5 protein-coding genes are annotated in these 13,520 nt (G+C 50.8%); all 5 read right to left on the reverse strand.

All coding sequences use genetic code 11. The features are described from left to right. Window positions 1-53: 53 nt before the first annotated feature. The 5 genes from rlmC to IE163_RS08230 all read right to left on the reverse strand — a co-directional run bounded on the left by rlmC (window position 54) and on the right by IE163_RS08230 (window position 13,323). Window positions 54-1,217 (reverse strand): 23S rRNA (uracil(747)-C(5))-methyltransferase RlmC, encoded by a 1,164-nt coding sequence (rlmC, locus tag IE163_RS08210; RefSeq protein WP_189432115.1) that lies wholly within the window; start codon window positions 1,215-1,217, stop codon window positions 54-56. A gap of 5 nt (window positions 1,218-1,222) precedes the next feature. Then, window positions 1,223-2,497 carry an alkaline phosphatase family protein gene (locus tag IE163_RS08215; protein WP_189432117.1) on the reverse strand — a complete coding sequence of 425 codons (1,275 nt, stop codon included), beginning with the start codon at window positions 2,495-2,497 and terminating at the stop codon, window positions 1,223-1,225. Window positions 2,498-2,605: 108 nt separating this feature from the next. Next, on the reverse strand, window positions 2,606-5,041 hold the full coding sequence (gene pbpC / locus IE163_RS08220) for a penicillin-binding protein 1C (RefSeq protein ID WP_189432119.1): 2,436 nt from the start codon (window positions 5,039-5,041) through the stop codon (window positions 2,606-2,608). A 14-nt stretch (window positions 5,042-5,055) separates the two neighbouring features. Beyond that, window positions 5,056-10,905 (reverse strand): alpha-2-macroglobulin family protein, encoded by a 5,850-nt coding sequence (locus IE163_RS08225; protein ID WP_189432121.1) that lies wholly within the window; start codon window positions 10,903-10,905, stop codon window positions 5,056-5,058. A 165-nt stretch (window positions 10,906-11,070) separates the two neighbouring features. After that, on the reverse strand, window positions 11,071-13,323 hold the full coding sequence (locus IE163_RS08230; protein ID WP_189432401.1) for a YgiQ family radical SAM protein: 2,253 nt from the start codon (window positions 13,321-13,323) through the stop codon (window positions 11,071-11,073). Between the last annotated feature and the right edge of the window lie 197 nt (window positions 13,324-13,520).

The following is a 13,520-nucleotide window of genomic DNA, read 5'->3' on the forward strand; positions in this document are numbered from 1 at the left end:
TCATATATACAGTATATTTATCTTACTGGCAGATGCAAGGTTTTCGCGCAGTATTACTGCCGCTTTAGTAAAGTCAGCACTTCAGAATGGCTACTATGTGCAAATAAATCAAAGAGTTGAACTTTAATTAGTTGATAACCCTTTAGTTGCTGTAAATCAGCCGCCAGGCTTTGCGCATTACAGCTGGAATAGATTAACCAGCGTGGTTGTAAGCGGCTGATATCCTGACATAAGGCAGTGCCTAAGCCTCGTCTGGGAGGATTCACCACCAATAAATCGGGCGCCTGTGCCGCTGCATAAGCAAAGGCAGCAGAGTCCAGTGCCTGAAAGCTGACTTTGCTTAACCCCAGCTCGGCAGCGGATTGCGTAGCACTGGCAATAGCCGCCGCCGCAATTTCAATCCCCACCAAGCTAGGCGCTTGCAGCGTCTGTTGCTGCAAAGCGCTGGCCAGATGTAAACCAAAGCCTCCTACCCCGCAAAATAGATCCCAAAGTTGGGACAATTGCTCGCCTTGTTGCGCCAACGCTATCGCCCACTCAGCTGCCGTGCGATACAGAGCAGCAGCGACCCTTGGGTTGGTTTGAAAAAAGCTTTGCGGCGTTAAATACAGCGGTACCTGATTAAGCTGCTCGCGCAATAGCGTTTGCGGGGTTAAAACAATTTCTTCCGCACCTTCTAACAAGGCCGCATGCTGCGGCTGCAAATTAATGCTTACTACCTCCAGCTCGGGGACTTGGCTTAACAACTGTGGCAGAAATTTCTGAATAACTGCAAGATGATTTTTTGAACGTAGTACAAAGCGCAGCATAAAACGGCCACTGTGCTGGCTTAGGCTAAGCAGAATAAATTTCAGCTCACCGCGGCGCTCGGTGATTTGATAAGGCTGCAGCTTCGCCAGCCGAATAAAGTCTTTTAGCGCACTAAATACTGGCGCAAAGCTAGCGGGGTATAGCGGACAATCGGCTAAATCTAAAGCTTCTCCCTGCGAGTTAACAATACCTAACAGCGGTGTCTCGCTACTGCCCAGCACCACCATTTTTGCTTTATAGCGAAACTGCTGCTCAGCACTGGCTACCGCAGGTAAACACTCAAAAGGTTGTAAGGGCGCTAATAAAGCGGTGAGTTGCTGCTGTTTTAGCGCTAATTGCGTTTGATAAGGTGTAGCCAGCCATTGGCACGACTGACAACGCCCGGCAGCAAAATGACCACACTGCATGCCGTTTAATCCTGCGCCAGCAGCAAGGGTAATGCCGCCTTGTCACCATCATTTTCAGCCGGGGTTAGCCCTACTGCTGCCGCCATCACATTGTACATGTCCACCATACTCAGTTTTGGTATTACCGCAGCACGCTGAAAAGCCGGACCAAAAGCAATGAGCATGCCCTGCATCTCCAGCTCGGTATTATCATAGCCATGGCTGCCGCGCGCCCGTAAAAAAGAGGGATCGGCCTTTAAACCCGGTAATAAGCTTTTACGCACAAAGATCCAGGGCTGTTCGGCCAGCATAATAATGGGCGCAATGCGGGCATGTTGTTGATGATAAAAGCGCGCCGGTAATTCCGCTTTGCGATATAAACGCATGTGCTCTGGATTATACCGCTCGGCAATTTGCTGATAGATCTTTTCCTCTTCGCCTTCTTTTGGAAAAATGCTAACAATTTCCCGCGAAAAACGTACACTCCGTGCTAGGCTGCTATCAAATAATTCATCAGCAATCATATATTTACGCTGATCAACTTCTGCCATACCATGATCAGAACTAATGATTAGGTTGACCTGTTCAAATTGCCCGCGAGTACGCAAGGTATTGACTAAATACGCGATTTCCGCATCCACGGCTACCAGCGCTTCGCGCACTTCGCTTGACGCTGGCCCATAGCTATGTCCGGCACTATCAACATCACTAAAATATAAGGTAATTACTCGTGGGCGCTCAGCTGCTGGCATCGCCAACCAGGCTAACACTTGCTCGGTGCGCTCTCTAAGCGGCGTATCATGCTTGTAAGGGAACCAGTAGCTTGGTCTTTTGCCTTTAATTTCGGCCTCTGATCCCGGGAAGAAATAGGTCGCTGCGGTCACGCCCTGTAACTCAGCGGTGATCCAAATAGGTTCCCCTCCCCACCAGAAACCATCGGCCACTTCTTGCTGCATACTCATCGCAAATTGCCGCTGATAAATAGGATCGTACATCGAATTATCGACAATACCATGCTTCTCCGGGTGCAGCCCCGTCACTAACGAATAGTGATTGGGAAAGGTCTTGCTGGGGAACACCGGCTGTAACTGCTTTACATGCACGCCAGCAGCAGCCAACTCAGACAGCATTGGTGCCTGGTGTAAATCAAGATAATCATGGCGCAGGCCATCAATAGAAATAATCACCAGGCTATGCTGGTTTTTAACCGCCGTTTTAGCACCTGCGGTCACAGGGGCTTTGCTACAAGCCGCCAGTAATACCGACAGTGATACAGTGAGTAGAAGAGCAAAAATTCTCATGCGGATGTTATCTCACGCGTTAGGCCGTTCTTTCAAAAGTGCGGCAATATCATTAAGCCGTTAAGTTTACTGCTTTTTGCCTGCAGCTTCATGACATTCTGCCCAATTTTATTGCACATTCAGCGTAATTTCACTGACATTGCCTAAATCATCCTGCACCCTTAACTGATAACGGCCTGTTGTTGCTGGCCAGAATAAGGTCTCGCCGGGCTTAACAGTCCCTAAAAAGCGCTGATCGGCAAACCAATAACCTTGCTTGGCCGCACCATCAAAGCGGGCTTGTAAGGCTAACGGCTGATCTGCTTGCGGTAAGTAAGTTAAATGCGGCTGCGGTGAAACGATTTGCGGCGGCTGTACCTGGGTTTGGCTAAGCTGCTGGCAATCTTCCGCAAAAGCAGGGGGTTGGCGTAAACGAATACCCGCTTGCTGATACAGCGCAGCGATATCAGAGGGCCAAAACTCAAACACCGCAAGCTCAGTGAGCGGTGGTTGATGCTGGCATGCCCGTAAACCACTTTGCCGATATACCGGTACCGGCCGATGCAAATCCGAGACTGCAACGGGCGATACACCAGGAATAACCCAGCCAGACTCCATTTCTGGGCAAAACTGATTAGGCAACTGGTAGCTTTGCCGACACAGCGCCACTTCACGTAAATTAAGCTGCTCGCTTTGCGCAAACAGCCGTTGGTTGGCGTGCTGCTGCTCACCTAACAGCGGTAATAACGAAAAAAACAACGGGGCCGCTACATTACGGCCAATTAAATTCGGGTTACTGCTGCCATCAAAATTACCCAGCCACACCGCCAGCACATAATCGCCATAAAGCCCCAGCGTCCAGGCATCCCTATAGGCATAAGAGGTGCCGGTTTTCCAGGCAACTTGAGGTGTTGTCGTCAGCGCCGTAAGGCGTTCATTTTGCAGTGCAGGCTGTGTCGCTAACATCTTTAACGTTAAAAAAGCGGCTTCGGGTAAGAGCCCCCGCCACTCAACATCTTCTTGGCTGCTAACTGGCAGTTTGCTGTTAAATGCAACGTTAAGTTCGGCATCCTTTCTGGTGTTAATTGTCTTGTGATGTTTTGCTTGCTGTGGCGCAGCGTTAGCGCTTTGCGCCAGCCACTGCAGCGGTTGGTAATGCCCTTGGTTACCTAACATCGCATACAGTTTGACTAACTGCTGCATCGATATCTCCATCCCCCCCAGCGCCAAAGCTAAGCCGTAATAATCGGCGGCTTGTGGCAATGGCACCTGGTTAGCCGCTAGCCATTGGTAAAAATCAGGTTGCTGCAGCTGCGCTTGTAGGGTGACCGCCGGAACATTGCGGCTTTGTACCAGTGCCTCAGTAGCGGTAATGGGCCCACGAAAACGCCTATCAAAATTCTCCGGGCTAAAGAGTCCAAAACGCTGCGGTAAATCTTTCAGCAAACTTTTCGGATGAATAACCCCCTGCTGCAGGGCTAAGGCAAATATAAAAGGCTTTAATGCTGATCCCGGAGAGCGAAGCGCCGCTGTGCCATCTACCTGACCGGCAATAGCGCTATTAAAAAAATCAGCCGAGCCAAGATAAGCTTTAATTTGCATGCTAGGTCGGTGTACCACTAGCACACTGGCATTGTTGATGCCCAAGCGTTGTTGCTGGCGCAAGTAAGCCTTAAGTTGTTGGGTCACTTGCTGCTGTAAATGCCAATCTAAACTGCTATGTATCGGCCCACTGGGCTGCTGCCGCGCCAGCGCTTGCACAAAATGCGGGGCGACAAAGGGTAAGTCGCGACGGCTCTCAAAGCTCAGCGGTAAGGCTAATAACTGCTGCTCGGTCGAGCTGGTGGGATAAGTTTGTTGCCAGGCTTGCAATAACCTTAAACGCGCCTGCTGCAGTTGCTGTTGTCCGTTCTGACGCTCAGGATTGCGCTGCAGCGGATTTTGCGGGATCACTGCGAGCGCCAGGGCTTCGGCGGTACTTAATTCAGCCGCTGGCTTGCCAAAATAGATCAGGCTGGCCGCACCGACACTTTCGATATTGGCACCATAGGGCGCATAATTTAAGTAGCCCTCTAAAATCTCGGCCTTGGTTAAATGCCGTTCTAAATAAAACGCCAGCATAATTTGCTGCAGCTTGCCGGCAAGGCTTTGACTATTTAACCCATAGTGCATACGCGCCAATTGCATACTAATGGTCGACGCGCCCTGGCGTCGACCGCCTTTCACCACGCCTTGCCAAAATGCGCGGCAAAATGCAGTGATATCCAGGCCAAAATGCTGGTAAAAGCGCCGATCTTCATACAGTATTGTAGCTTGTTGTACTACCGGTGCCATATCGGTCAGCGCCAAACGTAAGCGATAACGCTCATCAGCTGCCGGCCGCAGTGCCAATAACTCACCTTCCCTGGCAAAAAATGCCTGGCTCCCCGCATAATGTCGATAAAGATCTGGCTTGGGTGTTAACCAGGGCAAGACCAACCCGCCAAGCCACAAGGCCAAACACAGCATAAAGAGCGCGAGCAGCACACCGCGCAGCTTACGTTGTTGCTTTATTCCCTGACGCATCGTTCTGCGCTGAGTTAGGGCTGACTGGCCGCTGCCGGCGCCTGATAGGCGCCAACGCTAAGCTTGCCTGCCGCGGTTTGCGCCCTAATGCGGCTATCATACATGGCCTCAGCCGCCGCAACCGGCACCGCAAACTCGCCTGCCGCGCTGACCCGTACCTGATAACTCAGCTCCGTCATTTGCGGTGCAAAGCTACCGTACCAAACTAAACGATCTTCACGAATATCCAGATAATCAGCCCGCCAGCGGTTACTTTGCCGCGGTACAGAGCTGCGTACCACCTCAAAGCCCGCTGGCAGTAAGTCAGTGACGACGACGTTTGGTATCGTCTCTTTACCTAAACTACGGATCCTAAGCCGTACTGTTAGTAGCTGCCCTTGGTTAATAGTGGTCACTTTATTGCCTTCGACATCTAAATAATCCCGCACCAACTCCAGTCCATCCGCTATAGGCTGAGTGGGTAACGCGGCGGCATAGCCTTGTTCCGATAACGCATAAAACAGCGGGTAATCGGCCTTTACTGCCAATTGCTTGATTTCATCACTACTGCGGGCGGTGGCATACGGCAGATTAGCGATTAGCGCCAACGCCTGACCGTCGGCCAATAACTGCGGTAAGGCTTTGCCCGGTTCTGCTGTTACCTTGGCGTAGGCCGATAAGGCCAGGATACTGTAGGATGCAGCTTGCGTATGATACGCTCCAGCAAACAGCGGCTCTAGCTGCGCCAGAATTTGCGCGCTGCTAAGCTGCTTGGCCCGCTCGGGAAAATGCCGCGCCAGCAAGTACAGATACTGGCTATCTAAATTAAACTGCGACTGGAACTGGCTGCTGGCAAAAGGCTGCACTTGCAGGCTGACAGGCTTATAATCGCGTTCTAATTGCGACACCTGACCCGGCCGATAGTTTCTGATTAAACTTTCTGCCAAAGCCGGTTGTTGTAATAACTGATAACTGGCTGCCATGTAGACCGCAGTACTGTCTGATTGCCAACGGCTCTGGTGTTGCTGCTCCAGCCGCTCATGTAAGCTGGTTAAGGCATTACTTACCTGTTCGCCTTTAACACTTAGCAAATAAATCGCCTGTGCCCGCAGCCTGGCTTGATACAAGTTGGCGCCGTTGAGCCGGCTTAGACCACGTAAATAGTTAAGGGCGCGATCCAACAAATAATGCGGCACCGCAAAACCTTGCTGCTCGGCTTCAATTAAAAACTGGATCACATACACCGAGGGGAAATCGGCACTCTCGGCCTGCCCCGGCCAAAAGGCAAACCCGCCATCGCTTTGTTGCCGCTCAGATAAAGCCTGCAACACCTTGGCAAATTTTTCATTTAACAGCGGCCACTGTGCCTGAAAATGCGGCTGCTGCACCAGCGGGATCCACGGAAAGACCTGACTGACCATCTGCTCGGTACAACCATGCGGATAGGTATCCAGATAATGGCTTAATCTGTCCACCAACAATAACGGGCTGCTGCCTGCCGTTAACTGCCGCTCAGCCAATACCGGTAATAACGGCGTGGCAGTAAGGCGTTGCTGACCACTCGGGCTGTAACCAAAGGTAAGCTGTCGCAGATAAGGCTGCGCCGGACGAATGCTTAAACTGAGCTCGCGCTTAGCACTTTCACTGCCATCTGCTGTGGTCACGGTAAAGCTAATACTGGCTTCACCTGGCACAGTGCCGGCTTTTACACGCATCCGTAATGCTTGTTCACTGCCTTCTGCTAAGGTGATCTGTTGGCTGGCGGCCGACATTAAGCTTAAACCTTCACTCACCTTTGTACTTACCGTTAATCCCAGGGCATTCCCCGAACCGGGCAACATATTGGTGACCGACAGGCTGACGTCAAATTCATCCTCTGGCGCGACGGCAGTCAGCACATCGGGCTGTAATACAAAGGGACCACGCACCCGTACATCCTGACTGGTTGCGCCCAGAGCTTGCTCTGATACCGCCACCGCCATCAATTTCACGGCACCCGTAAAAGTCTCGGGCAAGCGCGCTTGATGTACTGTACCTTCGCTGTTAGTTTGCACCACCCCTAGCCAGAATACCCCAGGCTGATCAACGCGTCTGGCAAACGGATTTAGATTGGCATCCAGCATAGCGCCAGCCACCATCATCCGCTGACGATCGCCGCCAATACCGGCCCGTAGCCGCTGCAAAGCGCTAAATTCTGGCAAAACTAAATCCAACATTTGCATACTGCGTACCTGCAGTGCGCGTTTTTGTAAAAAGAAGCCCAGCGGATCCGGCAATTCATAGTCAGCGACCTGCAAGATACCGAGATCAACACCATACAGCAGTACATCAGCAGGCTGGTTGCTGCTAAGCTTAATTGAAAAATCTTTGCCAGGACGCACCAACTCAGGCGCGGTTAAGCTCAGGTTTAACGCTCGGGCAGAGCGGGCAATATTAAACGGCTGTACCGCATAACTCAGTGGGCTTAGCAATAACTCTGGCGCCCCGGCTGCGCGCACAAAACTGACATTTAAATAGGCATTGCCCTGCAAGCCCGGCGGCACCTGAATACGTTGTACGCTATGGCTGCTATCGGCCTTAAACCAGCTAAAGGCTTCCACTTTATCGGTCTCAATGGTCACTAAGCCGGTACCGGTGTAAGGTGCGGTAACGCTAAATTCCAGCCATTCACCTACCTGATAATCGGTTTTGCTCAGCGTTAACTGTAACTGGGCATTTTGCTCCAGTTTTGCGGTTAAATTGGCGGTGCCTACTACGGTATAATCGGTTTGACTCAGCAGCTCACCGGCCGCATTAAGCAGCTGCAGCTGATATTCACCCGGCTCGGTGGTATTAAGGGTGTAGCTAACCCCCTGCTCGGGTATGGCAAAAGCCTGTTCGCTTAAGGTTTTTTGCTGCAGCACGGTTTGATACTGCAAGCTGCCGTCGGCTTGCTTAACTAAGCTGGACAGCGGTGTTTTTTGGATCAGCTTAAGGGTGAGTGCACTTTGCGCTTGCAATGCCAGTTGCTGATCAATAGCAATAAAATGGACGTGTCGGCGCTGTGCTTGCTGTAAAAAGCCCAGCTCGCCATCGGCCTTAACTCCAATCAACAAAGGGCTGGCAGCAAGTAAGGCCGCGCTGCCATGTTGCACCGCACGACCGCCGGCACCATCAAAGCCATCAACATACAGCTGTAGGCGCCATTGCCCGCCACTAAAACGTTGTAACGGCAAAGTAAAACTCACCTGCCCTGCACTGTCAGTTTGTTGCTCTGGTACGCTATCGCGCTGCCGTACCAAACTATCATCATTTTTTAACCCAAAGCGATAGTCAGGATATTGCTCAAAGCGAAAGGCACTGGGGATTAATTCGTAGCGCGCTGTTACGCGACGCTGCTGGGCAGCACTGCCAAATAAGTTGTCTAATTGGACATTCAGAGCTAAATCATCTGGTGTGAGCCAACCTGCCGCTTGTTGGTTGAACCTACTGCTAATTTTCAGGGTATCGGGTAAAAACTCCTCAACCGTAAAACTCACATCCCCTAAATGCTGCCGGGTACGGCCTTGCGCATCCAACAGCTGCACCGCCGCCCAATACTGGCCGGTATCGCTATACTGCGCAGTGTTCAGACTAAAGGTTTGTAAGCCACGCGGCGTTAAGGTGAATTTTTGTTGCTGCACCGTATTACCGCGCGGACCATTGACGCTTAGTTGTAAAGACAGGTTTGCTGCCTTAACCGGATCTAAATCACTGCGGCGAATGATACTGGCTAAGCGTACTTGCTCGCCGGGTCGATAAATGCCGCGATCACTAAATAAAAAGGCTTTTAGCTGATCAGGCTGCGAGGATTGATACTCGCCATCTACCGCAAAACGGGAAAAGTCTAACTGTCGGCTATAACGATCATAGGGAATAAAGGTGCTATCAGTCTGGCCATTTTGGTTATAGCGGACCAAATACACCACGGGTTGCTGTGCGCCCTGGAAGCCCTGGGTTACGCCAAGTTGCGCCTGCCCCTGTGTATCGGTTGTGGCACGCAGTATTGGCATGCCATTACGACCCAGTAGCTGTACCTCTGCGCCCGCTACCGGCTCGCCACTTAGCAGCGACATCACAAACACCCGCTGACTGCTATCGTTCTGATGTTTTACCATTAAGCCAAGATCGGTCACCATTACCAGGCGTTTATCTAATACTTCACCACGCCAATCTGGATGCTCGGGATTATGTTGATACAGTTCAATAAAATACACGCCCATACCTGCACGTGCAAAATGCGGTTTTAAATCTAGGCTTAAAAATTGGTTTTGCTGCGGTTTGCTGGTATTGGCGCTTAGCAACTGCTCGGTAATATCGGCCAGGTTTTCCGGGCCAAAGCTATAATTGTAGAAAAACGGATTACTGATATCGCCGCCACTTTGGCTAATTAAGTGGTTCAGATGTTGCGGTAATACTTTAGCCAGCCGCACTTTTATTTGTGGTACGCCACGGCTAATCAATTGCAGCTTTTGTTCACCGGATAGCAATAACACAGCGCCAGCACCACTGATCCGCGCTTCTTTTGGGTACTCTGGCAAGGTGAGTACGCTTTGAAAAAGCTTAGTCAGCTGGTACTGATCCAGCCCCGGTAAACCGGCAGTAACCACCACCGCCAATTGCCGGCCTACGGGTAAATCCAGTTTTACTGCAAAATCTTGCTCATGGGCAAAGGCGCCCGGTTGTAACTGGTAGGTCAGCCGTTCTGCTTGCTGTAAATTGGCAGCGGTCAGTTCAGCGGTGCTCCAACTGCGCTTATTGGCTTTTTGCGGCAGTAAATACAGGGTGAGATGCTCTGCTAAATCGGCATAACGTACCCGCTCAGTCAGGCTTAACTGCAGCACTTGTTCAGGCTCTTCCTGGCTATTTCTCACCAGTTGAATTTGCGCTGCGCCTACTTGCAACACCGAAGCGCCATCAGGAATACGCAGTTGTTGCTCTTGCGCAGTCAACGTTTTGCCTGTACCCATAGCGGCGGTTACGCCAGCAGCCAAATGCAGCGTTAAAAACTGCTCTTGCTCAGGTAAAGTAATGGCCTCAGTTTGCAAATACCAAAGTCTGTCGTGCTCAGCTGCTTGTAAGGTGTAAGACAGTGGCTTAGCTGCTGCGCCGGCACGGGCGCCCGTCTCGGGTAAACGCAGCGCTATGGCAGCGCGCACGCTTTGCTCGGTAACCGCATGACTAAAGGCCAGCGTCGCCAATACTTTTCGTACCGACAACTGCTCAGGATCCTGATAAAAACGCAATTCTTGTAGCTGTGCCGTTAATTCAGCACTGCTAAATTGCCAGCTACGCCCCGCCAAAGGTAACCGCTCAGCAAACCAGTCTTTTGGTAAATTTACCTGATAGTGTTGCCCGGCGGGCCAGGCACTTTCTGGGATAAATTGCAGCGTATTATCGTCTAACCATTGCCAAAAGCCTGCAACAGCCGGTTTTATCGTATCACCTACCGGCAGTTTTTCTCCTACTAAAGCCAGCTGAGCGGCACTTAATGCTGATCTTGGCGGAACAGGTAAAATAGGCTCTGGTTCAGGTAGCATGCGAGGTGTGGGCTGGCTGCCTACTTCTGGCGCGCCATCTTGTTGATAATAAAAACGCAAGGTTAACGGCGTCGGCTGCTCCTTACCATCGCGATATTCCCCAAGCACTGGCGGGGTAAGCTCCGCATAAACTTTGGGTTCTACGGGTAGCTGTCGGTAGTACTGCACTGCCCAGACGCTCGCCACTATTAGCAGTAACACCACGCCGGCTCGAACCATAAATGCAACGGGTTTAGCCCTGGCATAGTGCCCAAGCGCAGCAAGCCAGGCAGGTGCCGACCAGCTAAATTGACCAAAAACACGCGAGAGAAAAGACGGAGCAGACATAAGCTTTCCTTGTTTATGCGAAGCGAAATGAGGGCAGACTAGCAAAAGTATAGCGGTAAAACATTAACAACTGATGAACTACTTCACCTAAACTTATCCACACAACTCCGGTACCGGTATGACCTCTGACCGGTACCGGAGTTGTGTGGATAACTTGGCTTGCGGTTAGCGTGGCTTAGCGGTTTTGCCTTTGCCGGTCGCTTTGGTATTAGCAGGTTGATTCTTACCGGCCTCAGCTTTTGCAGGCTTAGTAGCGGGTTTACCCTTGCTATAAGGCTTCGTGGCTTTCGCCGCAGGGTTTAACCCCGTATGGCGGGTTAAAGCCGGTTTGCCGCCGCGCTGCGGCTTTTGCTGCAATTCGTCTTTGCTTTCTGGCGGAACCAAGCAATCCTTACCCCGGCCGATAAGGTGTGGCATTTTTAACTTTATTAAGGCTTCGCGGATCATCGGCCAGCCTTTTGGATCGTGATAACGCAAAATGGCTTTATGCAAACGCCGCTGCCGCTCGCCTTTGGGTACCGCCACCACTTCTGTATTCGCTTTATTGATATTTTTCAGCGAGTTCATTTCGGTATGATAAATGGTAGTGGCATTGGCCATCGGGCTTGGGTAAAAGTTCTGTACCTGATCTAACCTAAAATCACGCGCCTTTAACCATAGGGCTAAATTGACCATATCCAAATCTGTGGTACCCGGATGCGACGCAATAAAATACGGGATCAGGTACTGCTCTTTGCCCGCTTCTTTACTAAAACGGTCGAACATTTCTTTAAACTTATCGTAAGCCCCCATCCCCGGCTTCATCATTTTCGACAAGGGGCCGTGTTCGGTATGCTCAGGCGCGATTTTTAAATAGCCGCCAACATGATGCTGCACCAGCTCACGGACATAATTAGGATCTTCTACCGCCAAATCGTAGCGCACACCCGAAGCCACCAGCACTTTTTTGATACCAGGTAAATTACGTGCCTCACGATACAGCTCTACTGTCGGGCTTTGATCGGTATCCATATGCTCACAAATTGTTGGATACACACAAGATGGCCTGCGACAGGTTTGCTCGGCTTTCGGATTTTTACAGTTTAAGCGGTACATATTGGCCGTAGGACCACCCAGATCGGATATTACGCCGGTAAAACCCGGTACCTTGTCGCGAATATCCTTGATCTCGCGCATAATGGATTCTTTCGAGCGGCTTTGAATAATCCGCCCTTCATGCTCGGTAATAGAGCAGAACGAACAGCCACCAAAGCAACCGCGCATAATATTGACCGAGGTTTTAATCATCTCATAGGCAGGAATTTTTTCTTTGCCATACACCGGATGCGGCACCCGCTGATACGGCAAGCCAAACACCAGATCCATCTCTTCAGTACTGAGCGGAAAAGCCGGCGGATTCACCCAAATATGCCGATCGCCATGGCGCTGCATAATGGCACGGGCACAACCCGGGTTAGTTTCCTGATGCAAAATGCGTGAAGCATGCGCATATAAGGGCTTATTGACACTTACCTGCTCAAAAGCCGGTAACTTAACGTAAGTTTGCTCCCAGGGTTTTTGCCGGGCCGGTTGCACCAATATGGGTTTGGCTTCCACTTCGGCAGGTTTGGATAAATCGATACCGGCTTTGGCAAATTCTGAGTAGCTACTACAGCCCACATCATCGGCGCCATAGGGGTTGGGAATAGGATCGATTTTACCAATTTTATCCAACGCAGTAGAGTCAACGCCGCGCCAGCCGGGTAAGGCTTCTTTACGAATCACCGCCGTGCCGCGCACATCCTGAATTTCACTTACCGGCACACCGCTGGCAATCCGATAGGCAACTTCGATTAATGGCCGCTCAGCGTTACCGTAAATTAAAATATCCGCCTTGGCATCGAAAATGACTGAACGGCGCACTTTTTCTGACCAATAATCATAGTGGGCAATGCGGCGCAAACTTGCTTCAATACCACCGATAATCACCGGCACATCTTTAAAGGCTTCTTTACAGCGCTGGGTATACACCGTTACCGCGCGGTCCGGCCGTTTACCGCCAATATCGCCGGCGGTATAGGCATCATCATGTCGTAGCTTTTTATCGGCGGTATAGCGGTTAATCATCGAATCCATATTACCGGCCGACACACCAAAAAATAAATTGGGCTTACCCAAGCGCATAAAGTCATCTTTACTGTGCCAATCTGGCTGGCAAATAAGCCCTACCCGATAGCCCTGGGCTTCTAACATGCGCCCCACTACCGCCATGCCAAAGCTGGGGTGATCAACATAGGCATCACCCACCACCAAAATCACATCACAACTGTCCCAACCAAGTTGATCCATTTCTTTACGTGACATCGGTAAAAACGGTGCCGTGCCATAGCACTCCGCCCAATATTTGGGATAGGAAAATAAATCGCGTTCAGGCGCCATCCGCGCTACAGGAGCAGATTTGCGGGAGACAGCAGTAGCAACAGTGGACATAAATTAAGCACCTGAGTGGAACAAGGGCGCATATTATACAAGGACTAAGGGGCAAAGGCGAATTAAGGTTATAGCAAACAATTATTAATTTTTTAAAAGATATTCTGCTTCTGGGAATAAAATACCGAGCTGCATCGTTATCGCTA

Origin of the sequence: Alishewanella longhuensis, from assembly GCF_014653435.1 — a bacterium.
Taxonomy (GTDB): Bacteria; Pseudomonadota; Gammaproteobacteria; order Enterobacterales; family Alteromonadaceae; genus Alishewanella; species Alishewanella longhuensis.

What these genes read in the sequence shown, in the direction of transcription:
- rlmC (WP_189432115.1), bottom strand. Translation starts at nt 1,217, where the DNA reads ATGCAGTGTGGTCATTTTGCTGCCGGGCGTTGTCAGTCGTGCCAATGG.
- IE163_RS08215 (WP_189432117.1), bottom strand. Translation starts at nt 2,497, where the DNA reads ATGAGAATTTTTGCTCTTCTACTCACTGTATCACTGTCGGTATTACTG.
- pbpC (WP_189432119.1), bottom strand. Translation starts at nt 5,041, where the DNA reads ATGCGTCAGGGAATAAAGCAACAACGTAAGCTGCGCGGTGTGCTGCTC.
- IE163_RS08225 (WP_189432121.1), bottom strand. Translation starts at nt 10,905, where the DNA reads ATGTCTGCTCCGTCTTTTCTCTCGCGTGTTTTTGGTCAATTTAGCTGG.
- IE163_RS08230 (WP_189432401.1), bottom strand. Translation starts at nt 13,323, where the DNA reads ATGGCGCCTGAACGCGATTTATTTTCCTATCCCAAATATTGGGCGGAG.